The sequence below is a fragment of the Alcanivorax sp. genome (genome assembly GCF_040119285.1).
Taxonomy (GTDB): domain Bacteria; phylum Pseudomonadota; class Gammaproteobacteria; order Pseudomonadales; family Alcanivoracaceae; genus Alcanivorax.
The window spans coordinates 23,989-46,690 of sequence record NZ_JBEDTY010000015.1 but is presented as its reverse complement, the minus strand read 5'-3'; the positions used below and the strand labels follow the sequence as shown (position 1 = coordinate 46,690).

The following is a 22,702-nucleotide window of genomic DNA, read 5'->3' as shown; positions in this document are numbered from 1 at the left end:
CTCCATCTTAACTTTTCTCAATTTTATCTACTTTTCCAGCCTCGTGGCGTGTTATCCGGCCTATATTGATAATATCTGGCGACCCCAGTACCGTAGCGACTGGCCCCGATGGAGGAGGAGCTGCTGTTTATGGGGACTTTCGGCTTGATGTGGTGCCCTCTCTATGAATACCTCTATTGGCAGCAATACATTTTGCGGTTAATACGATGAAAGGTTTTTCAGCACCGACTAATTTCGCCTGGATGGTGCTGGTGGCGATACTCTGGGCCATCTGCTTCCCGTTCATCACCATCGGCCTTCCAGACGCCCCGCCCTTGCTCTTCGCTGCACTGCGGGCATTTCTTGCCAGCGGATTTCTCGTCGTTGTCGCCATGCTGAAACCTGGCGGGAACCCTTGTCATTTCAACGTCCAGAACCCAGTAAGGCTCGCGTTTATCGGAGTGTCCTACACCGCAATGGGCTTTGGCGGCATGTTCCTGGGCGCCGGGCACTTGTCACCGGGCCTGGCAACCGTGCTGGCGGGCACCCAGCCACTGATTGCCGCGGCGATCGCAGCCATCTGGCTTGGTGAAACCCTGAAGGCCAAGGGTATTGCCGGGTTGGTCACCGGTTTTTTGGGTGTGGCCTTGTTGTCGTGGCCGGGATTCGGCGGGAACAATGACGGTTACCTCTGGGGAATTACCTGGGTACTGATGGCGGCTATCGGAACGGCGATAGGCAATATTCTGCTAAAAAAGGAAGCGGGCGGCTCCATAGCTACACCCATGGCGATCCAACTGCTGTTCGGTGGCGGAATGCTGTTGTTCGCCTCAGCGATGGCCGGTGAGCACTGGAAGGTTGACTGGACAGCCCGGTTCACCGGTTCCCTGCTCGTTCTCTCCGCGCTAGCAACAGCCGCGATGATATTTCTCTGGTTTGGACTACTCGCCCGCGCCCCCTTGAACCAACTGAACGTCTTCAGCTTTCTGACCCCGGTGTTTGGGCTTCTGATTGGATTTTTGTTCTTTGATGAAAGACTGCAACTTGCCCAGGCGCTCGGCATCCTCGTAGTCACTTTCGGCATCGCCCTCATGCAAGGGAGAAATGCTGTCATTGACTCTGGTCGTAGAGAGGCGTCTTGTTGATCACTGCTATCGATAGTCGCAGTGAATAGACTAATGGGAGACACCAACAAACGGAGCAATGCATGACCGAACGGATAGGCCGAGGAATATTTGGCAGCACGGAATATAGGGGCGATCCACGATTTCCAGAATTGCCACTGGCGGGGTTCGGGTTTTTGACGAATTTTGCTTGGGAGATTCTGCAGGCGCCCTGGTTCAGGGGAATGGCGGAGGCATCTCACGGTTCGGTGATCGGATTGTGTATACGGGCCACGGGTGGTGACATCCTGATTCTGCTGGCCAGCTTCTGGTTGTCATCTATTGTCTGCGGACATCGACAATGGCTCCTGAAAGGTGAGCAAAAGTCAGCGGCCATCCTAATTATCACGGCTCTCCTCGTCACCATCATGCTGGAATGGCTGGCGACTGGCCCGCTCGAGCGGTGGGCATACGCGGAGTCGATGCCGATCATCCCACTACTGGGGGTGGGGGTGGGCCTTGCCCCGCTGCTGCAATGGCTATTATTGCCACCATTGATAATGTGGCTGACGCGCCGACACATGCTCAGCCACAACGCTTATCACTCCTACGGCTCTGGCGAACCACCTCGCAATACTAGAGGCCAAACCAGGTAAATGCTCTAGCTCGGAGTCAGGCAGACTAATGAAGCACGCGAGCGACAAGGCTCAATCCAGTTTTCTGCCACAATTTAGAGAGGAAATAATATATGCACAATTCGAGCGCACCTGATGTTCGTTTAGGTATCGTCCCGTTAGGCAACACCTTGTCACTGCTACTGGCAATCAGCTACCTGCTCTGCGTGGGCTTTGGCCTGCTTGCACCGGAACAGATGCGCATGTATGAGGCTTGGGCGCCATTGTTGCCCGGTTTCGAATGGCTTACGTGGACGGCGTTTTTCATTGGCTTAATCGAAGCCTATTTGTACGGTTGGTATATTGCGGTTCTGTTCGTACCCTTGTACCGACGGTTTTCCAGAAATGGACATTGACGGCATCACACCGGTCATAGGTCGAACGAACCATTTCAGAACCTTCGACCATCATTCGCAGGCTGTTGGCGAATTTTCAAACTTTATTATTTATGCCTATGAAGATTAACGCGAATAGCTTCAAGTGAATCGTTTATGAACAGGTTAACGAAATTTCTGCGGGAATATCTGGGCGATGTGGGAGTGGTGTTTTACACCTCCGTAGTGATTATCACTGCCTTCGTCACCACCTCCGTGCTTTATCCCGATGCGGTGGAATCCACAGCCCAGCAAATTCTCGATATCACCGCCCGGAAACTCGGCTGGATGTATCTGGTGGCAACCACCGGCTTTGTGTTGTTTGTCCTGTTTCTCGCCCTTTCCAAATTTGGAAGCATTCGCCTGGGCGCGGAGAATGAACCGCCGGAGTTCTCGTTCAACAGCTGGCTGGCGATGATATTTTCAGGTGGAATGGGTGTCGGTCTGGTTTTCTGGGGCGTGGCCGAGCCGATGATGCATTTCAATGATCCGCCCCTTGGCCTCGCCGAACCCCGTACCTCAGATGCGGCGCAACTGGGCATGCGCTACGCGTTTTTCCATTGGGGATTCCACCAATGGGCCAATTTCACACTGGTGGGGCTGGCCATTGCCTATGTACGTTTTCGTCACAGCAGTCGCGGCTTGATCAGCGAAAGCTTCCGCCCGTTACTGGGCGATCGGGTGGACCGCGGCTGGGGCAATATCGTCGATATCCTGGCCGTGGTCTCCACCGTATTCGGCGTCGCAACGACTCTGGGCCTTGGAGCGTTACAGGTCAACAGCGGCCTGGCCAATCTGGGATTGGCTGCCTACTCGACGACATCACAATTCTACATTCTCGCGGGACTCGCAACCTTGTTCATCATTTCGGCAATGACGCCCCTCGACATGGGAATTCGCTATCTCAGCAATGCCAATATGGTGCTCGCCGCCGGACTGTTATTTTTTGTGCTCGCCACGGGACCGAGCGGTTTTATCTTCAGCGAACTCACCCAGACAGCGGGTGAGTACCTTGGCAATATCATAGAGATGAGCCTGGTAACTACTCCCTATTCCCACGAACACTGGGTGGAGCAGTGGACCATGTTCTACTGGGCATGGGGGTTGAGCTGGGCCCCCTTCGTAGGCAGTTTCATAGCAAGAATCTCAAGGGGCAGAACTGTCCGCGAGTTCGTCCTGGGCGTGATGATCGTCCCCGTGGCTTTAAGCATGTTGTGGTTCGCCACCTTCGGTGGCTCCGCCATCTACTTCGATTTGTTCGATGGCGTCGCCATTGCAGATGCCGTGTCGGAGGAAGTGCCGGCCGGACTTTACGTACTTCTCGATCAGTTACCCTGGGGCGAGTTCGCGGCCATACTGACCGTGGCGCTGGTCTCCATGTTCGTGGTGACTTCTGCGGATTCCGCCACCTTTGTGCTGGGCATGTTCACCTCCAAGGGGGTTCTGACTCCAACACGGTTTGTTCGCATCCTCTGGGGAGGTCTTCAGCTACTGATGGCGTCCGTCCTCTTGCTAACCGGTGGGCTGAACGGGCTGCGAACCGTATCCATTATCGCCGCTTTCCCCTTTATGTTGTTGATGCTGCTGATGGCATTCTCCCTTCACAAAGACCTCGCGGCGGAGATCAGGCGGCGGGAGGAAAAGGACCAATTGCTCCACACCCGGATTGAACAATTACTAATGCGGGAATCCGAGCGGGACGCGGAGCGCCGGGAAAAGGAAGAAATTCATCCAACCGCTCCGGAGGAATGTCCCGTGCAGAAGTGCGACAACTAGCCAATCCGAACCGCCTTCATTGGGATTTGTGATCGTGGCTAAAGGTTGCCTCCACAACCTCGTCCCGCTACGGCAGCTGTATGGCCAGCCAAATACGGTAGGGAGCCTCGCTTTAGGGTATTGGCACCCTCGCCAATCAACCCGTCGGACACAGAAGCGCTTTCGAAATGACTGAATACAATGAGAATCAGCATCGATTGATTATCACGCTTCCAGAGGGCTTTGATCGGTAGGCCCTGACAGGTGAACGCGTGGGATTGATAGACGTTATCGATCACCTACAAGGCCCCGCTTTACAAATTCAATGTATATAGCTTTTAACGCCAGTGTTTGGACTCTATTTTGGTTACGCCTATTTTTGTGAAACACTATCGTGGATACAATGACTGGGCATCCTCCTGATTATAGGAGCCATTCTCCTGGAGACCTCGTTGTCCAAAGAGCAAGTGGCTTTAGTGAATGTGTAACCAGAAATTCAACCTGAATGAAATTTTGAAAACGGCCTACCAATAAGGTAAAACCATGACCAAATCAGAGAAGACAAAACAGCCCTATAAAACACAGCTTAAAAATCTGCAAATTCAGCTCGTCAGGTTGCAGCGCCACATTATCAAGAACGATCTGCAGCTACTGGTCATTTTCGAGGGAAGGGATGCAGCTGGTAAAGACGGCATGATAAAGCGGATCACCGAACATTTAAGTCCGCGAGAGACGCGAGTGGTCGCGTTGGGTAAACCCTCAGAGAAAGATACCAACAGCTGGTACTTCCAACGCTATGCAGCCTTTTTGCCGAGCCGCCAGGAAATGGTACTCATGAATCGCAGCTGGTATAACCGTGCAGGCGTCGAAAAAGTTATGCAGTTTTGTACAGAAGCGGAATACGATCAGTTTCAAAAAACAGTCGTCCCTTTCGAAAAAATGCTCTGTGATTCCGGCATACAAATCATTAAATACTATCTCGACATATCGAAAGAGGAACAGCAACGGAGACTGGAGGATCGAAGAGTAAACCCCCTGAAACAATGGAAAATCAGCCCTATCGACGATACCGCTATCAAACATTGGGATGATTACTCGGCCGCCCGCGACGACATGTTACAACACAGCCATAGCGAGCATGCCCCCTGGTATATTGTCAAAGCCGATAACAAAAGGCGCGCCCGCTTGAATGTCATACGGCATTTATTGTCTATTGTTGATTGCCCTGACAAAGATCAACATTTGACGAAAGCAGATGCTAAAGTCGTATTCCAATTTAGCAGGTAATTTATCGAGAATGAAACAGAAGATCTCAAGCCTAAAGCTTAACTTGTAGTGGTCAGTTACTGCCGCCACTACCGAGCCATAACCAGCATCATAGAAGTCAAAAATAGTTGGTATCGGAAAAATACATCACCAATTGGCCACACATGAGGATTTCATTACTCGCTAGAATATTAAAGGAGCTTCGGGAATTGTTACTGCAACCGACGTCGAAATATACCCAATGACAAAATCAACATTGGAATTGCGATGGCGATCAGGCATAAGCTTTCATCCCACAGATCCCTCCAGCCGACACCTTTTAAAAACACACCGATAATAATATCCATGTAATAGCGCAACGGACTCAGGCGGGATAACGCCTGGAGAACGTCTGGCATCGCCTCCACGGGCGTCAGGGTACCCGATAGGAACATCACCGGAAACAACCCAAAAAAAGACAATAACAGGGCTTGTTGCAGGGTTCGGCTATAGGCGGCGATCAGCACCCCAAGAGCAACGGCACTGAGCAGGAAGAATCCCGTAAGGATCAGAAACAACGCGAGGCTGCCACGCATTGGCACGTCAAAGGCACGCACAATCAACAGGCTGGGAAACACGGCCAATAGGCCTATGATCATGGTCGGGGCAATTTTGGCGAGGAACAGCTGGAACGTGGAAATCGGCGCAACTAACAGTTGCTCTAGGGTACCACGTTCCTTCTCACGCACAATCGAGGCGGCGGGATGAATGACGCCCACCATCATACCGGCCAGGGCAATCATCGACAGTACCATGAAGCTCGATGTGGTCAGTTGCGGATTGTACCAGACGCGTGTCACCGCGATTGCACCGGTGTTCGCTGCAAACGGCAGTTGTTCGCGGACCAGCCTGGCAAGAACACCTCTCGCGTTATACAGCGAGTTAGCGGCAATATTGGAATCGGTGCCGTCCAATAACAATTGTAGTGTCGTCTGCTCACTGGAACGAATCGACCGCTCAAATCCCGGCGGTATCACGAGGATGGCAGTCACCTTGCCGTGCGCTAAGTGCGTTTCCGCAACCGATACCGCGCTTTCCTGATACTGAAGGTCAAAGGATTCACTCAGGGCAAATTTTTGCACCAACTCGCGACTGATAGTACTGCGGTCCTGGTCAACAATGGCCAGCGGCACATCTTCCACGTCAAAGCTAAGCGCGAGGGTGCAAAACACCGCTTCGACGGTGTATAACCACAAAATCAACACCAGGATCACTCGATCGCGAAAAAACTGGATAACTTCCTTGCGCAGCAGGCCAATCATCGCTATGGACATATCAGGCCACCTTCTGCTTCATACGCCAGACAGCAAACACGAATACCACCAGGGTGTACCCTATCAACAGCAGCAGATTGGGCAACACTGCCTCAACACCCAGCCCTTTTAATAAAATCCCTCGCGACACCTCCATAAAATAACCGGCGGGGAATAACCGACTGTAGAGCTGCAGGCTGTAAGGCATTGTAAAAATGGGGAACAAAAATCCGGAAAACAGGAAAGACGGCATCAGGGTGACGATCAGGGTAATCAGCATGGCGGCAAGCTGCGTTCGCGCCAGGGACGAAACCAGCAACCCGATGCCCACCGTGGTAAACACATAAACCAGTGAGGCGACAAACAACAACGGCAGGCTACCGGCGATAGGAATCTCGAACCAGACAAAGCCGACCAGGATGACCATCAGGATTTCGAGAAAAGCCACCAGGGCATAGGGCAGCAGCTTTCCCAACACATACTCAGCGGAGCGCAATGGCGAGGCATAAATCTGTTCCACGGTGCCTGTTTCTTTTTCCCTGACGATGGCCAAGGTGGTCAGCAACGGCGGAAAAGCCATCAAAATCACCGCAAACAACCCGGGAATGACAAAGTTGATACTGTTCAGGGACGGGTTGTACCAAACGCGGGTTTGCATCTCAACGGGCTCGGGCCGCGGCGCGGGAAAATAAGCGATGACGGCGTCGATATACGCCATCCCCAACCCGGCAACCATTGGATAGCCGCCATCGACGATCACCTGCACCGGCGCCGGCTGATCCCTTAGCAGCGCCCGGCCAAAACCGGGAGGAATCACAATGCCTGCGCGGATACGGGATTGCTGCAGGCTGCGGTCAAGGTCGCGAGTATTGTGACGGTATTCGATGATGTCGAAATAGGGAGAACCAGCAAAGCGCGCCACCAGCGCACGACTGGCAGGCGTATTGTCCTGATCGTAAAGACCCAACGCCAGCTCATCAACATCCATATTGATGGCATAGCCAAACAAAAAAAGCATGACCAGCGGCATCACCACGGCCAGCGCCAGCGTCACTGGGTCCCGCACCAGTTCCCGAGTTTCCTTGAGCAGCAAGGCAACAATGCGACGCGCGTTCATCCCTCACCTTCGCTCAATGATGCGCTATCGGCCCGTGCAACTGCGGTGAGAAAAAGCGTTTCCATATCGGTATCGGGCGACAAGGCGAGAGATTCAATGAGTGCATCGCGGCTACCATGTGCGATCAGGCGACCGTTCATCATCAGCGCCAATCGATCGCAGTAAGCGGCTTCGTCAAGATAATGGGTGGTCACGGCCACGGTCATGCCTTGTGACGCCAATACCCGGATGACCTCCCAAAAGCGGTAGCGCGAGGCGGGGTCAATACCGGATGTCGGTTCATCGAGAAACAGTACTGCCGGCCGATGCAGAATACTGCCAGCGAGCGCCAGCCGCTGTCGGATGGCGCCGGACAAATCCCCGACCATGGTCCGAAGAGGCACCGTCAACCCTGTTACTGCACTGGCCCATGCCACGGCGGCACGCGCGGTATTGCCCGACAATCCGTAGAGGTTGGCAAAAAACGCCAGATTCTCCCCCGCCGTCATATCCAGATAGAGCGAAAATTTTTGCGACATATAGCCGATTTGCCGTCGCAGATTGCGATTTTTCAAACTCACTGCTTCGCCACCGACAACCGCCCCGCCCTCGGCAATTGCCGTCAGACCACAGATGGCCCGGATCAACGTGGTTTTGCCCGCGCCGTTGGGTCCCAACAGCGCCAGCAACTCCCCTCTCTCAATCGTCAGATTAATGCGATCGACGGCGGTGAATTCGCCAAAACGGATACTGAGGTTTTGCGTTTGCACGCCGTTGCGATCTTTATCCGCATCAAGTTTGGCTGCTACAGGGAATCTACTGGCCTGTTCACCATTCCCCATAGCAGGTGGTTCAACACAGTCCATTTCAACCTCCGTACGGCTATCCAGCACGAACAGATCTTCAAGCTGTGGTTCAGCTGGCGTAACCACGGTATTGGCTGGCAGCTCGCGCATGGCTAGTTGTTTGAAATCGTCGGCATCAGTGACGCAGCGCAGACGATCCGGCAGCCGCTGTATGGCGCGCATCCCTTGCAGTCGACGCAGCTTTACCGAGACATCGTCAAGCGGCTCGGGCGATGTCGAAAATGTTACACTGAACACCCGCCCCCTGAGCTGTTCCAGCAGTGCCCCGGGTGTCCCATCCGCCAGCACTTGACCTTCCCGCAACAGAACCACACGGTCGCAGCGCATGGCCTCATCCATATAGGAAGTCGCAATAACGCTGGTGACTTGCCGCTGCTGAAAACGATCCAGCATTTCCCATAACTGGCGACGCGACAGTGGATCGACGCCCAGACCCGGCTCGTCCAGAATGAGCAGTTCAGGCTCATGAATCAGGTTGGTACAAAGGGAGAGCTTTTTGCGCATGCCACCGGAAAGCTTGCCCGCCGGCCGCTGCGTAAAGGTCGTGAGGCCGGCCATCTGTAGCAAGCTGTTGCGTCGCGCAAGGTATTGATCTTGAGGTACGTCGCGGATGCGAGCGGAAAACGCGAGGTTTTCATCCACGCTCAAGCGATCATAGAGGGTAAAGCCCTGCGACATATAGCCGATGCGAGCGGCAATGATTTTGGACTCGCGGCGTGTATCAAGGCCAAACACCCGACAGTCACCGCTGCTGGGGTCGAGGATGCCCGCCAGCATTTGCAACAGCGTGGTTTTCCCGGCACCGTCTGCGCCGACGACACCGACACGCTCTCCCCGTCGCACGGCAAAGCTGATATCACCCACTGCAACCGTCTCCCCGAACCGCCGCGAAAGTTGTTCAGTCTGTAAGATAAGTGCCTGGGGCTGTTCAACAATGGCGTCAGGCATGTTGTATCAACTTGCCGGAACCGGTAGCGAAGCCGGCCATTGTTGGGTGGCGTCCCAGCGAATCCAGGCATCGGCCGGCATCCCCGGTTTCAACAGGCCATCAGGATTGTCCAGTGCCAGGGTAACCCCGTAAACCATGCGCTGGCGTTCATCCGGCATATGTACATCCCGCGGGGTGAATTGAGCAAAATCATCAATACGGCTGACATTGGCGACAAACTCTCGATCGACACCATCGACGCGAATACGCGCCTCATCACCCAGGTGCAGGCGGTTCAGGTGGTTGGCGGAGACATAGACTTTCAACTCCAGACGGTTGAGATCGACAATCAACGCCAGCGGCTGGCCGGCGGCGACCACCTCGCCGGTCTCCACTGCACGAATCAACACCGTGCCCGACAAGGGGGCTGCCACCTCCAGTTTGTTGCGTTGGGATTCGGCCAACGCCAACGTAGCACCAGCGGCTTCCATCTGTGCGTTGAGCGCGTCGCGCTGCTTCTGCAACGCCTGCAAGCGCCCCATTGCTTCTTTAACAGCATTTTCTGCCGTATCGACATCCTGCTGCGTACCCAGTTTCTTTGTCTGCAGGGCGCGTACACGTTCCAATTGGCGCTTTGCAGTCGCGGCGTGGTGGCGCCAGGTATCACGTTCACTGTCAATTACGGCGATGTTCTCCTTAAGTGACTCAAGTTCGCCCTGGGCACCACGGATCTGTTCGTCGGCATCCACCGGATCGATCTCGACAAGTACGTCACCCGTAGAGACCGCTTCGCCTTCCAACAGGCGATGTCGCAGCACCCGGCCACCGCGTTCAGCGGCAAGCTTTACATCACGCCCCTCGATATACCCGTTACCATAAACGAAGCCCTCGGGTAGCGGTTTACCCTGGGTGAGCCAAAAGAGCCCGTAAGAAACAACGGCAACCAGGACTATCACCGCTAACGACCAGATCCAGGATGGATTTTTCATCTTTTTTCCTTGGTTCGCACATCAACTCAGTCGAGCAATAGCCCTCGTATCAGGGCGCCATAGACCACCATGCTAATTCTCACTCTATGGAATCGCTCTCTGAACAGGGCTGACAAAATTTCATCCGGTTCATCGCCAGCAACGAAAAAGAGGCCGACCAGGTGATCAGCACCAGTCCGTTAATGGCCTCCAGCCCATAGAGAATTTTAAACCATCCCGAGGCCGACAAATCGCCGGCACCCAGCGAGCTGTAGGCAACAAATGAAAAATACAGGGTATTGATCCAGTCTTCGAAGCTGGAGCCCGGCAGTTCGCCAAACCCCGGAATAAGATGCGCAAAATAATAAACAAAGGCATAAACCACTACTTCGACGACATGGGCAACAAACAATCCGCAAATGATGGCAATCAATTTAATCGACTGCGCCCATCCGGTATCCAATATTGCCATCAACCGCGTCAAAAACCCATAATGCACCGTCACGGTTAATACCAGTAGAAAAGGAAATAAAATTATCAGAACCATCACATTACCTTATCGAAAATAACCAGGGTTAGGATGTTTTTACACGCAACCAGTGTCGGTGTTCATAAAACGCGCTCCACATTGCGCCAAGGGAAAAGGCAAATAACAACTCCTCTACCGGAATCCCGGCAACCTGTATACCGCTGATATTGGCATGATTCCAATACAGCGCCACAAAACCCGGATGTGAGGCCGCCATGGCGCTAAAAAACAGAAAATACAATCCCGTAAACATCAGGGCACCTTTTATTGCCTGCGATAACAAATCCGGCCGGCAAACTATCGTTGTCATTGCACCTCCCAGCAAACTCAACGAGGCGGTATAGATGGCATTCCATGTGGTAAGTCCCTCAAGCCCGAGAAACAGCCACACCGGCGAGCTGAGCAAGAATTTATGGTAGCGATGACGCCTGCTGGATTTCTCGCAATCAGCCAGCGGCTTGAGCACGTATTTATCCGACACCCCAAAGAGACTACTTGCCAAACCACCCACCGCGAAGGAAAAAATCAGGCTTTCGATATCGAAGCCAGTGGCTTCGCCCAAACGAAACAAGGTCGGTGGAAACCAATAGTCCGGGTAAAACAGCGGTTCAGACAGTCCCAGCGGTGCCGTCCCGATACTCATCGTCATCATCTTTACATGCTGGCTCTTTTGCACAATAAAAACGACCAGCCAAATCAGCAACAGAATAAGACTCCAGACGAAGTAAGTGTATTGCATATCCATCATTGACCGTTTTCACTCCGGGGATCGAGATGATTCGCCAGCACCGGTATGACACTGGAGGCGATAATGGCGGTCGCCAGCGTCATCAGTACCAGCGCGATCATGGCGTGGTGGGACAAATGCCCTTGTTGAAGCCCTACACTGGCAACAACCAGCGCAACCTCTGCCCGAGGCAATAGCGCAAACCCAAGCAACCATCGTTCACGCAGTGACAGGAAAGAACCCATTACCCAGGGCGCAAGCAACTTACCGATAACCGCCGCCGCGATGACCAATAGCACGTACCCAATCAACTCATCGTCCGCCAGAGCGAGCTCCGTAATCTGCATACCGATGGCCAAAAAAAACAGCGGCGAAAAAAACCTGCTGACGCTGGCAAAAAATTCACTGTCCGTTGTTTTGGCCGCTTTTGTTGATTGTGCGAATCGCGTTTTAAATACGGCGGCAACCGCACCCGCCGCAAAACCACCGACCACCGGTGAGAGTTCAAAACTTGCCGTCACCCATGCAGCCAGCAGCGCCGTCAAAACGGCAAAAACCCTGCGCAAAAGTGTTAGTCGTCTTAGCGATGAGCGCACCAGCAAGGTATTCAACAGCCACAGAAGAACACTGAGTCCGGACAAGACGAGCAAACTCATTAACAGCGAAAACAAGATGAGGCCCAGACCATTGTCACTGCTCAGCCCCGCATGGGTGGCAGATAACAAATACAACACCAAAATGTCATCGACGATCGCTGCCGCCAATAATATTTGGCCCACCTTGCTCTCAAGCACCGCAGCATGATGCATCAGGGCGACACTGAGTCCGATACTCGTGGCTGACAACGCGATACCCACATACAGGGCTTCATCAATGTCCTGCGATACGATATAAGCGGCTGCAAATCCCGACAGCAGACTTAAGATTATTCCCGCCAACCCCACCAGGATTCCCGGCTTGATTGCAGCGGCAAAATGTGACCATTGAATATCGTAACCCGCTGAGAACAGGATCAGGATAACCGCCAGTTCCGATAGAACGTGCTCAGCCTCACCAATCCGAATCAGGCTGAAACCCGCCGGCCCCAGCAGCACGCCAACGACAATAACCACCGCCGCCTGCGGCAACCTAAATCGCTCAGACACCCCATCACAGGCGACCATCAACAGTGATGCGGTTAAAAACAATGTCAGGTTAAAAAACAAAGCTGAATTCCCTGTAGCGTGGTTTCATTGCTGTCTCAAAGATTGTCATAACGACTCACATCGAGCAGACCTTCGCCACCACCCATACGGCCTCGATAGTGATGAAGCTTATCCAGGATCAACCAAATTCGGCGGTCTGTCCTGCGGACACCATAACGCTCGACCCATCGATCCATAGTCACCGGGTCGGTGATTTTGTTTGCTTGGCTGGTAAATTTATCAAGCTCGCTGCGCTCTACCAAAAAAATAAAATTCGGATAACTGCCGATAGCCCCGTCCACCAACATCAACATATCTTCATCAGGTATACGACGATCTTCCTCGCCGAAAATAAATGACACATTCGCGTGAGCCTTATTGATAATCATCGACACCACCTGCTCAATCTCACCGTCTTCGTTATGAATCACCAAATAACTCAGTTCGGGCAGGTTGCGTATCCAGGCTGACTGCTTTGCCGACAGGTGATCCAGAGGTTTAAGCGCGTTGGGCACGCGATCACCGATGGGAACGGCTTTATCCCGCGTGAATGAAGATCGATCACGGATCATCTCGACCAGTTCGCTTTTGACATCATGACCGGCATATCGGATGGCTGCCGGGGTATCAATCAACAACTTGGAATGGCCGTAAAATACCTTGGCCTGTGCCAGCGCCCCCCGATACCAGCGTTTAAGAATGGGTTCTCTATCGGCAATGGGTAGGAAGGAGAGAAACAATCCCTCGCTTTCCATGCGCAGATAATCCATGTACATGCGAGTCAATATTTGGTGTGACACACTGCCGAACACATCGAAGTTCACCACCAGGTCGTAGTAAATGCGCTCCAGTGTCGGGTAATCAATGACCCAAACGGTATTGGGATCCTCGCCAATCAAACCCTCCGACACAGAAGCACTGTCGAAATGTCTGAACACGGTGAGCACCGGCGTTGATTGATTTTCACCCTTCCAGATGGCTGTGATCGGTAGGCCCTGCCGGGTGAGCTCGTGCGATCGATAGGCGTTGTCACGGAATTCCAGATAGCGCCGGTGGGCATGAAGTCCTTCGTGCCACAACGCGGTAAAGTCCAGAGGACCAGCGCTTGTCGGCGGGAGATCCAGAAAGGGTATTGTGTTAAAAAGATAGGCGTTATCGACCACCGACAAGTCATACTCCGGCGACAGGAAGGCCACAAAGAAATAATCGTTAATCACATTCAACGCGACCTGCCCGCGACAGACCGGACCTTTGATAAAGGATTCAACAAAAAATTGGACGTTATCCAGCATAAATCGATAACGAGCATCGGCGGGAATAGCACTGAACGTCAAGAACGGATTGGTCGCATTTTTCGTGGTGTAGCCAGCCGACTCAGAAACCTTCCAGTCACTGTAGAAAAACAGGGAGTTCCAGCGAGCCATACGACGCTGATCGAGTGGATAAACGCTATGTGTTTTATCCAGGAGTGTTTCCCTGACAGGAATGAGCCGGTAGTAAAACGGCTTTTCCCCAGGGTCACTGTTAGGTCGACGAGCCGCGATTTCATTCGGCGCAATAGCCGTCGGTGTCGATGATCGGATCAACCGAAAGTAATAAGTTTGCTCCTTATCGGAAATCGCCAAATGCCCCAGAAACAAATGTTCATACAAATAGCGGGAAACCAGTTTATGCCGGGGTGATTTTTCGTTGAAAAATGCCTCCCACTGGTCGACTTGCGCGATCACACTGGATGGCAGATCAAGAGGTGGATCAAAATCCGGATAGCCCTGCTTTATCCAGTTTTCCAACTGCAGTTGTTCCTGGCGCGGTAAGGGCGCCATGCCATAGGGCATGGCGGCCATCGGCTGTTTGGCAAGAAAATTATCAACTTCTTCGATTGTTGCCGCACAGGACAATTCACGGTTGATATCCAACGGAAAGTCCGTGGGCAATTTTCCTCCGGAGGGAAAGGTATTCTCGGGTTTGCGTGTAACAAGCCTGTATAACGCGTCGTCCAGATAGTCGGTATTTTTGGGCGAAGCTGAGGTGGCGGTAATCACCTCGTGAAAGCCTAGCTTGCGCCAGTCGGTGACGGAACGGCCATCAATAAAAAGCCTTGTGGTGACGTCTTCTGAGAATCTGGAGGGGTTATAGACAGTTTGAGGGGTCGCTCCGCGCAAGAGCCCCTCATAAGCACCAAGTTTTAATTGACAGGGGGCGTCATAACAGCCATGGCACACCACGCAGCGTGTATCCAGGATGCGCTTTACGTCGGTGCTTTCCGAATATTGGGTGGCGTCAGCCCAACCATTGCCGATCATCAACAGAAAGGCGGCGATCAATATTGATATTGTTTGTATTGGAATCATTGGCACCAACCTGTTCACAGCCAGCGTTTAACCATCATGGCAATCCGCTCCAACCATCGCGATACCCCATCGCGCCGTTCCCAATCCTGAGACTCGATGCTTTCCGACTGCGATAAATCCTGCAGGAACTGCACTTTAAGTTCGGCGGCCAATCCCCTATCGGCTGTTGCCAGATTGAGTTCGTAGTTAATAAATAAACTGCGGTAATCCAGATTGGCCGTTCCCACCATCGACCAGTTGTCGTCGACTACCACCGTTTTTGCGTGCAGCATTCGCGGCAGGTACTCAAAAATTCGCACACCGGAATCGAGCAAGGAGGCATAAATATGACGGGCGGCCCAGCGCGCAATACGCACGTCACTCTCACCGGGAACCAGTAGCCTGACATCCACGCCACGCTCAGCGGCCTGACGCAATTGGCTGAGGGTATGACTATCGGGGACAAAATAAGGGGTGGTCAGATAAATAAACGTCTTCGCCTTGTCGAATGCCGCGCCGTACACACATCGCAAGCGGTGGCGACAGGTCAGCGTATGATTGTGCAGCAGTCTGCTGCCCGCTTCCTTTTGCATGGGCTGCCAACGCAGACGACCTTGCCAAAATGCGTCAAACAATTGCACGGCCACGTCGACAAGTGAGCCGCCAAAACTCACATGGGTATCACGCCAGCGCGCATCCCCGTAATACTCCCTGGAATTTTCCTGATGTATATTGAAGCCACCGAGAAAGGCGACACGATCATCCACAATCAGCATCTTGCGATGATTACGGCGGTTATAGCGCCAGGGCCTGCGCCAGCTCCAGCGGTGAAACCAGCGTAATTTCACACCGTTGCAACGCAGGTGATTTTGCATCTTGCGCGAAAACCAGAACAACGAGCCCGCCGCATCGATATGCACCCTTACCACGATACCCGCTTGTGCCCGTTCAATAAGCGCCTGACAAAACCGATTGCCTACCGCGTCATCGGCAAATATATAGGATTCCAGTCGAATACTCTCTTTCGCACCCGCTATCGCCGAAAGCATGGATGCATATAAATCATCGCCCTCGGTAAACAACTGGAAGGTTTCCGCAGCATGATCGGGTAATGTGGTGCAATCGTTCCCGTCACATCGGTTTTCCGTTCCGTCCGGCCTCACGTTCAAACTTGTGCAATATTCAATCATCAGAATTCAAACTGGAACTGCCGACAAACGCTCGCCATTGCTCCCGTCGAGGAATAAACATAGGCACCCGTTGCTGGTAGGCGCGATAGGTTTCGCCAAATTCCGCCAGTACCTGGCGCTCTTCCTTTCGGGCCAGCATGTAATAAGCAAATACAATCACCGGGAAAAGCCCCACAGAAAACAGTGTGGGCCAGTGCACCACACCCTCGCCAAACAGCGCGATAAACAGGCCGTGTATTGAGGATGCCGGACAAAACGGTACAACCCATCGGTCACCAGCGTGTTTTGTTGACGTGCGCGATGCACCTGTCGCCAGCCCTGGAAAAAAATGCCAATCCCGAGTAGCACCAACGCATAACCCAGAATCATCGAAATCATCATGCCCGTCTCGCCCATGCCCAATAAGGTGGACCATAGGCTGGCATTCAGATCGTACCGATCAAGGCCAAAGAACCGTGACAGCAAATATATGGTTAATGGGAATCCATACATTTCAGCGTATAGCGCGATAATAAATGCCTGCACCACGCCCGCACTGGCCCATTCATGCCAGGATTTGGGTGCCAGATAGCGATAAAAAAACCAGGAAATCACCACGATCATAATGATCGCGAGCGCCCACGCGCCTGAATGTTGTATCGTTTGTTCCATCTTTAATCCTCCAACTCACGTGCTGTTATGGTAAATTTCATATTTGTTCGACAATAGCCTGTCCAGCACCAGACAAGCGGTAATATCGCCGGTGACGTTGATAGCTGAACGCTTGAGATGTCTTTTCTTCATGCGCTTTACTTATGTCGTAAATTGCATAGACCTTATCTACCAACGACCGAGGCAGAACCGTGCTACTACGGTCGGCCCAACTCCACTTGCATTACATTGATCCCTCCGGTACGGAACATGCCGGCACAACTGGCCAGGTAGAACCGCCATTTGCGTATAAATATTTCGCTGTAGCCTAGCGCCTGTATTGCCGGAATTTGTTTATCAACGTTTGCCAGCCATTTTTCCAACGTAATGGCATAGTCCTGGCCGAATTCAAAAACATCATTCACCACCAGCCCGCTGTCCACGGCAATCGTTTCAAAGCGTTCCCTGGAGGGCAGCATCCCGCCGGGGAAAATATGCTCTCTGAGAAAATCACTGCCGGCTCGATACCAGTCAAACCGCTCTTCTGCGATGGTAATCGTCTGTATCATTGCCTTGCCCGCAGGTCTTAGGTAGTTGTACACATCCCTCATATACGTAGACCAATACGACTCGCCAACGTGTTCAAACATCCCGATCGATACCACGTAATCGAACGATCCCGTCAGTTCGCGGTAATCCTGCAATCGAACCTCGGTATTCGAGTCCAGTCCGGCGGATTGCAGTCGTTCAGCAGCATATTGCGCCTGCTCTTTTGACAGAGTCACACCCGTGACATGGCAATCACGTGCAGCCGCGACTTCCATAAAACCGCCCCAGCCACAACCGATTTCCAGCATGCGGCTTCCCGGTGACGGGGCCAATCGCTGAAGGATCCGTTGGTATTTGGCTTTTTGCGCATCAAAAAGTGAGACGGAGGCATCACCGTTAAACAGAGCGCTGGAATAGGTCATGCTCTTATCCAGCCAGAGCGGGTAGAAGTCGTTGCCCAGGTCATAATGCTCATGCACGTTTTGACGGCTGCGTTTGAGCGTGTTGGGGAACAGGTGGTGTTTGCACCAGTACAGTAGTTTTAGCCACAGGTTGGTCTGTAAATACCGGTCGAAAACGGTCAGATTGGCGGCGGCTAAACGCATGAGCGCCAGCAGATCGGGCGTGGACCATTTCCCCGCCATGTAGTCTTCCCCCAGGCCCACGTCACCGTGGGTGATCAGACGATCAATCACATCCCAATGAAACAGGGTCATTTCAGCATTGACAAAGGCAGTTTTCCCTCCATGGTGTGTTGTCTGACCATTGGGCCAGGTAAGCGACAAAGATCCGAACTGAAGCGACTTCAAAGCCTGCAAGAAAAGCTTCTGGTGGATATTGCTCACTTTTCCTTTTCTTGTTTCTGGTATCTCAGATTCACTGTTTTCGGAAAAATATGCTTTGTCCATGCGTCCCTTCATCACAGTGTTTCCAACAAATCCAGTAGACGACAGGCATAGGCATACTCGTTGTCGTACCACACTTGAAGCTTTACGGTTCGGTCACCGATGACCCGCGTGGACAGCCCGTGTACGATGGCGGAATGGGCGTTGCCGACAATATCGCTGCTCACCCACTCCTGCAGGGTAAAATCCATGACCCCACTAAGGGCATTTTTACAGGCATCCAACAAACGCTGATTGACTTCATCAACCGTCACTGGTTGTTGCAATCGCACCGTAATATCGGTCAAACCGCCATCGGCTATTGGTGCCCTGACCGCCAGGGCGGAAAACTTCCCGGAAAGATCGGGCAGCACAGCCGCAACGACTTTGTCCGCACCGGTGGAAGTGGGCACCAGGTTGAGGGCCGCCGCGCGACCGCGAATGCGCTTTCGGGAGGCGACATCCACCAGCCCCTGAGAGGAGGTGTAGGCATGAATGGTGGTGGCCGACGCCGTCTCAATACCCCAGGCCTGCAGTAGCACAGCCAGCGGCGGCACCAGGGAGTTGGTGGTGCAGGAGCCACTGGAAATGATCTGGTGTTGTTCAGGGTTAAATGCACCCTGGTTAACCCCATAGATAATGGTTAGATCAGCCGATTCAGACGGGGCGCTGATTAACACCCTTCCCGCCCCTGCCGCCAAGTGCTTCGCCGCATCGTCGTGCTTTCTGAAAACGCCCGTGGCTTCAAGCACCCAGTCCACTGCCATATCCGACCAGGGCAACTGCCCGGGATCAGGCTGATGACTCACCGGAATGGACACACCGGACACGCGCAACTGATCACCACTGATTTCAACAGGCGCCGCAAGACGACCGTGGACCGAGTCAAATTCCAGCAAATAGGCCAGCGTCTCATTGTCAGTCAGGTCGTTGAGCGCAACCAGTTGCAGATTTTCAGGCATGCGTCGCAGGTATTCGCGAATAACTAACCGGCCGATTCTGCCGGCGCCATTGATTGCAAATCGTTTCATGGCTCTTCTCCCTGTTTGCGTATGAATTTCAGTTAGTGGTACTGATTCAATCGGATAAAACCACCAGTGTGTTTGGCAACTCGTTTTTGTCTTGCGTTGCCGGGTAATGCTCTGCCAGTAAGCGACCACAGGATTGAATGCACTGAATAAATCCCTCAGCAATTTGCTTGCGCTTTACCTGTTGGACAAAGGCAGAAACAATGTCCTGCCATTGCTCATCCGCTATTTTTTGGGCGATACCCCGGTCGGTAAGGATTTCCACATAGCGTTCCTGCGCTGACACAAAAATCAGTAGGCCCATCCCTTCCCGCGTATGATGCAGACCGTTCTCCAGAAACTGCCGCCTCGCCATATTGGCAGCGCGCCAGTAGCGAACCGGTTGGGGAATAATCCGCTGAAAAAATGGCTGCCAGCGAAATAGCAGCCAGGACGCGACGAAGACCAGCAACTGCAACAGTGACACTGCGCTACTGTGTCCCCACCAGGGTGTTAATACCAACAGCAGAGGTGACACCAACGCGAGCAACGCTGCCCAAAGGGCTGGAATGTAATAATAATCATCGCTGCGTGGCGCAAGCACGCACACCACTTCCGCATCGGTGAGTTGTTCGACGTCACTGATGGCCTGACTGATCTGTTGCTGTAACCGTTTTGAATACTGCATCACCAACCTCCCGAGGCGCCGCCGCCACCAAAACCACCGCCACCGCCGCCGAATCCACCGCCCCGGCGCGAACCACCGTAATGGCCACCATGGTGGCCATAAAATCCCCCCATGCCAAAGCGCTGTAGAAAGATCAGGGGAAGAAAGAAAATCACCCACCAGGGTGGCAATTCATTGGATTGATTCTGGGGCGATCTGAAACGGTATTGTCCACCCATGGCCTGAATAATGGCATCCACACCTTCGGTAATACCCTGGGCGAAGTTGCTATCACGAAACTGCGGCAGGATCACCGCCTGTATAATGTTGGCAGACAGCGCATCGGTCAGCTCGCCTTCCAGGCCATATCCCACTTCGATACGTACCTTGCGAAGACCTGGCACCACGATCAGCAAGGCGCCATTGTCCTTACCTTTCTGTCCGATACCCCACGCCCGTCCCAGCTGGTAGCCGTAGTCCTCGATTGCCAGCCCTTGCAGGTCCTTCAGCGTAACCACCACCAGTTGATTGCCAGTCGCGGCCTCGTGGGCCTGCAACTGCTGCTCAAGCTGTTGTGCCGTGCCGGAATCCAGCAACCCGGCCTGATCGACCACCCGACCGCTGAGCGGGGGGAAGGAGACCGCCGCGAAGAGCGGCAGACTGGCCCAGAGCAGCAGTAGGCAGGTACTGATTCGCCATACGCTAGTCATTGAAATCTACCTTGGGCGCCTGTTCTGCATTCTGGTTCGTAGCCTCATAGGTTTCCCGTAGCGGCATATCACTGTAAAGAATCCAGTGCCAGATCCTGCCGGGAAAGGTTCTTATCTCCCTGTTGTATTGGTTGACTGCCTGAATAAAATCGCGACGGGCGACGCTGATTCGGTTCTCAGTGCCTTCCAACTGGGATTGCAACGCCAGAAAATTTTGATTGGCTTTCAAATCGGGATAGCGCTCAACGACGACCATAAGACGCTGTAGCGCACTTCCCAGCTCGCTCTGAGCTGCCTGAAACTGCTGTAGCTTCTGTGGATTATCAAGTAGATCTTTGCCCGCCTGAATGGAACCGACTTTGGCGCGGGCCTCAGTCACCGCTATCAGCGTTTCCTGTTCATGGGCGGCATAACCTTTGACGGTGGCGACTAGATTGGGAACCAGATCCGCACGCCGCTGGTACTGATTCTCCACCTGGGCCCAGGCAGCTTTCGCCTGCTCATCGTAGGTGGGGATGTTGTTAACGCCGCAACCGCTTAACCACGGCAGCGTGAATAACAAAACCAGCAGAGCGCGCGGGAATAATGGCCTGAGTTCCCATCGAGCGTTTATCAACATTGTCATAATATTCTCCATCGTTAGGGTTATAGGGGTTACAAGAAACGATCCGCAGCGATACCCAACGCGATGCCGATCAACAAGGTTAAAAAGCCCATGGCCACCGGCAGACGCAAAGTCTTAGCCCCCGCCGTCAGGACAATCGCGTATTTAAAAATCAGGTTGGCAACAAAGGCTATCACGATGGCGTTTACCGCCACCGGCGAGCTGAGTGTCTGGCTCGATACCAATTTAAGGTTGGAAATGGTAATGGCATCCAGGTCCGTCAGACCTGAGATAAAGGCCACGACATAAACACCGGTATCGGCGAAGTTGTCGTTCATCCATGATACCAGTAGCAATACCACAGCGAATGCCGCCGCAAAGCCCAGCGCGGTTTTCAGTTCCGCCGGATTCCTGACCTCCAGATCTGGGAGGGCTTTTTGTGCACTAACAACACGACGATAAGCCCAAAGCCCATAAACACCACCCACTAAACCGCCGCCTAATAACCAGGGCAACATGGGCCGCAACATGGACGGCTCTACCACTGAAACCAGGATACCAACGCGAATGAACAGGACAATGTGCGAGAGCAGGATGATGGTGCTGGCAACAGTGGAGAACCCCCGCAGGCTCTTACTGTGTCGCGCATAGACAAGCGTGGTCGCCGTGGTGGAAACCAGGCCGCCAAACAAGCCGATAATCAGCAGCCCTGCCTTGCCGTCCAGACAGCGTAGCGCCACGTAACCGGCGAGACTGATACCGCTGATCAACACCACCAGCCAACCGGTTTGATAGGGGTTGAACACCGCATAGGGACCATAGGTGGTATCAGGCAGGATGGGCAGCAAAATAAACGCGACCGCCGCAAACTGGAAGAACGACCGGATATCCTTATCCGTCAACTGCTGCGGCACCTGTCTCAATTGCTCGCGGAAATACAAAATAGCGGTGATAGCGATGGCTAAAGCAGACGGTAACAGCGGATGGCCAAGCCACAGACTGTAGCCAAGCGCAAAAGCGATTAACCCGGCCATCACCGTCGTCGTGTCCGACTCTTCGGATGTTGATTTTGCCTGCGCAACGACCAATGAAAGACCAACCAACAGACCAATCGCAATGGCCAGCCCCACATTCTGATCAGGTGTAGCAATATAGCCGGCCAGACTGCCGGAAAGCGCAATCAGGGTAAACGTGCGCACGCCGGCAATGGCATTATTGTGGCGCTCACGTTCAAGCCCGATCAAAAAGCCGATGCCGATACTTTGCGCAAACAACATCAGATGGGAAAGTTGCGTTTGGTATTCATTCATAACACGGATAACATCCTCCACGATCCATAATGCCGTGACGACTGAAGACGATCTGGTTGATACCCCTCACGCTCCCCTGC

The 22,702-nt window shown here is 53.2% G+C and carries 22 protein-coding genes; 5 read left to right on the top strand and 17 right to left on the bottom strand.

The annotated features are described in order from the left end of the window. Positions 1-206 precede the first annotated feature (206 nt). The 5 genes from ABNH10_RS04835 to ppk2 all read left to right on the top strand — a co-directional run bounded on the left by ABNH10_RS04835 (position 207) and on the right by ppk2 (position 5,172). A complete protein-coding gene (locus ABNH10_RS04835) occupies positions 207-1,124 on the top strand; it encodes a DMT family transporter (protein WP_288368196.1) in 918 nt (305 codons plus the stop codon). Between the two features lie 62 nt (positions 1,125-1,186). Then, on the top strand, positions 1,187-1,738 hold the full coding sequence (locus ABNH10_RS04830; protein WP_288368197.1) for a hypothetical protein: 552 nt from the start codon (positions 1,187-1,189) through the stop codon (positions 1,736-1,738). A 92-nt stretch (positions 1,739-1,830) separates the two neighbouring features. Next, positions 1,831-2,112, top strand: coding sequence for a DUF5676 family membrane protein (locus ABNH10_RS04825; protein ID WP_288368198.1), 282 nt, complete (start codon positions 1,831-1,833; stop codon positions 2,110-2,112). A gap of 135 nt (positions 2,113-2,247) precedes the next feature. Continuing rightward, positions 2,248-3,906: a BCCT family transporter gene (locus tag ABNH10_RS04820; RefSeq protein WP_288368199.1), complete on the top strand. Its 1,659-nt coding sequence runs from the start codon at positions 2,248-2,250 to the stop codon at positions 3,904-3,906. A 522-nt stretch (positions 3,907-4,428) separates the two neighbouring features. Further along, positions 4,429-5,172 carry a polyphosphate kinase 2 gene (gene ppk2, locus ABNH10_RS04815; RefSeq protein ID WP_068812478.1) on the top strand — a complete coding sequence of 248 codons (744 nt, stop codon included), beginning with the start codon at positions 4,429-4,431 and terminating at the stop codon, positions 5,170-5,172. 191 nt (positions 5,173-5,363) lie between these two features. On the opposite strand, the gene ABNH10_RS04810 is transcribed toward ppk2, so the two are convergent. From ABNH10_RS04810 to ABNH10_RS04730, 17 genes are all read right to left on the bottom strand, one after another. Beyond that, complete coding sequence (locus ABNH10_RS04810; RefSeq protein ID WP_035230273.1) at positions 5,364-6,464, bottom strand: ABC transporter permease; 1,101 nt, start codon at positions 6,462-6,464, stop codon at positions 5,364-5,366. A gap of 1 nt (position 6,465) precedes the next feature. Then, the gene (locus ABNH10_RS04805) at positions 6,466-7,560 is read right to left on the bottom strand and encodes an ABC transporter permease (RefSeq protein WP_027948886.1); all 1,095 of its coding nucleotides are present in this window, start codon (positions 7,558-7,560) and stop codon (positions 6,466-6,468) included. Further along, on the bottom strand, positions 7,557-9,353 hold the full coding sequence (locus ABNH10_RS04800; RefSeq protein ID WP_288368201.1) for an ATP-binding cassette domain-containing protein: 1,797 nt from the start codon (positions 9,351-9,353) through the stop codon (positions 7,557-7,559). Before ABNH10_RS04800 ends, ABNH10_RS04805 begins: the two co-directional genes overlap by 4 nt. 6 nt (positions 9,354-9,359) lie before the next feature. After that, positions 9,360-10,322 carry an HlyD family secretion protein gene (locus ABNH10_RS04795; RefSeq protein WP_035230275.1) on the bottom strand — a complete coding sequence of 321 codons (963 nt, stop codon included), beginning with the start codon at positions 10,320-10,322 and terminating at the stop codon, positions 9,360-9,362. Positions 10,323-10,401: 79 nt separating this feature from the next. Next, on the bottom strand, positions 10,402-10,848 hold the full coding sequence (locus ABNH10_RS04790) for an ion channel (RefSeq protein ID WP_027948889.1): 447 nt from the start codon (positions 10,846-10,848) through the stop codon (positions 10,402-10,404). A 28-nt stretch (positions 10,849-10,876) separates the two neighbouring features. Then, complete coding sequence (locus ABNH10_RS04785; protein ID WP_052041358.1) at positions 10,877-11,578, bottom strand: lycopene cyclase domain-containing protein; 702 nt, start codon at positions 11,576-11,578, stop codon at positions 10,877-10,879. Further along, positions 11,575-12,762: a cation:proton antiporter gene (locus tag ABNH10_RS04780; protein ID WP_035230276.1), complete on the bottom strand. Its 1,188-nt coding sequence runs from the start codon at positions 12,760-12,762 to the stop codon at positions 11,575-11,577. The genes ABNH10_RS04785 and ABNH10_RS04780 overlap by 4 nt, the downstream gene beginning before the upstream one ends. A gap of 35 nt (positions 12,763-12,797) precedes the next feature. Further along, positions 12,798-15,092, bottom strand: a complete 2,295-nt coding sequence (locus ABNH10_RS04775; protein WP_288368202.1) for a fatty acid cis/trans isomerase — start codon at positions 15,090-15,092, stop codon at positions 12,798-12,800. A gap of 14 nt (positions 15,093-15,106) precedes the next feature. Further along, positions 15,107-16,234, bottom strand: coding sequence for a phospholipase D-like domain-containing protein (locus ABNH10_RS04770; RefSeq protein WP_349384939.1), 1,128 nt, complete (start codon positions 16,232-16,234; stop codon positions 15,107-15,109). A gap of 19 nt (positions 16,235-16,253) precedes the next feature. After that, a complete protein-coding gene (locus ABNH10_RS04765; protein ID WP_288368204.1) occupies positions 16,254-16,421 on the bottom strand; it encodes a methyltransferase family protein in 168 nt (55 codons plus the stop codon). Then, positions 16,418-16,912, bottom strand: a complete 495-nt coding sequence (locus ABNH10_RS04760) for a methyltransferase family protein (protein WP_288368205.1) — start codon at positions 16,910-16,912, stop codon at positions 16,418-16,420. The genes ABNH10_RS04765 and ABNH10_RS04760 overlap by 4 nt, the downstream gene beginning before the upstream one ends. Positions 16,913-17,109: 197 nt before the next feature. Beyond that, on the bottom strand, positions 17,110-18,360 hold the full coding sequence (locus ABNH10_RS04755; RefSeq protein ID WP_288368206.1) for an SAM-dependent methyltransferase: 1,251 nt from the start codon (positions 18,358-18,360) through the stop codon (positions 17,110-17,112). Continuing rightward, positions 18,360-19,355, bottom strand: coding sequence for a type I glyceraldehyde-3-phosphate dehydrogenase (locus tag ABNH10_RS04750; protein ID WP_288368207.1), 996 nt, complete (start codon positions 19,353-19,355; stop codon positions 18,360-18,362). Before ABNH10_RS04750 ends, ABNH10_RS04755 begins: the two co-directional genes overlap by 1 nt. A 46-nt stretch (positions 19,356-19,401) precedes the next feature. Next, complete coding sequence (locus ABNH10_RS04745) at positions 19,402-20,019, bottom strand: TPM domain-containing protein (RefSeq protein ID WP_288368208.1); 618 nt, start codon at positions 20,017-20,019, stop codon at positions 19,402-19,404. Continuing rightward, entirely contained in the window at positions 20,019-20,708 is a 690-nt protein-coding gene (locus ABNH10_RS04740) for a TPM domain-containing protein (RefSeq protein WP_288368209.1), read from the bottom strand. The genes ABNH10_RS04745 and ABNH10_RS04740 overlap by 1 nt, the downstream gene beginning before the upstream one ends. Continuing rightward, positions 20,701-21,333, bottom strand: coding sequence for a LemA family protein (locus tag ABNH10_RS04735; protein ID WP_288368210.1), 633 nt, complete (start codon positions 21,331-21,333; stop codon positions 20,701-20,703). Before ABNH10_RS04735 ends, ABNH10_RS04740 begins: the two co-directional genes overlap by 8 nt. A 29-nt stretch (positions 21,334-21,362) precedes the next feature. Beyond that, the gene (locus ABNH10_RS04730; RefSeq protein WP_288368211.1) at positions 21,363-22,622 is read right to left on the bottom strand and encodes an MgtC/SapB family protein; all 1,260 of its coding nucleotides are present in this window, start codon (positions 22,620-22,622) and stop codon (positions 21,363-21,365) included. Positions 22,623-22,702 lie beyond the last annotated feature (80 nt).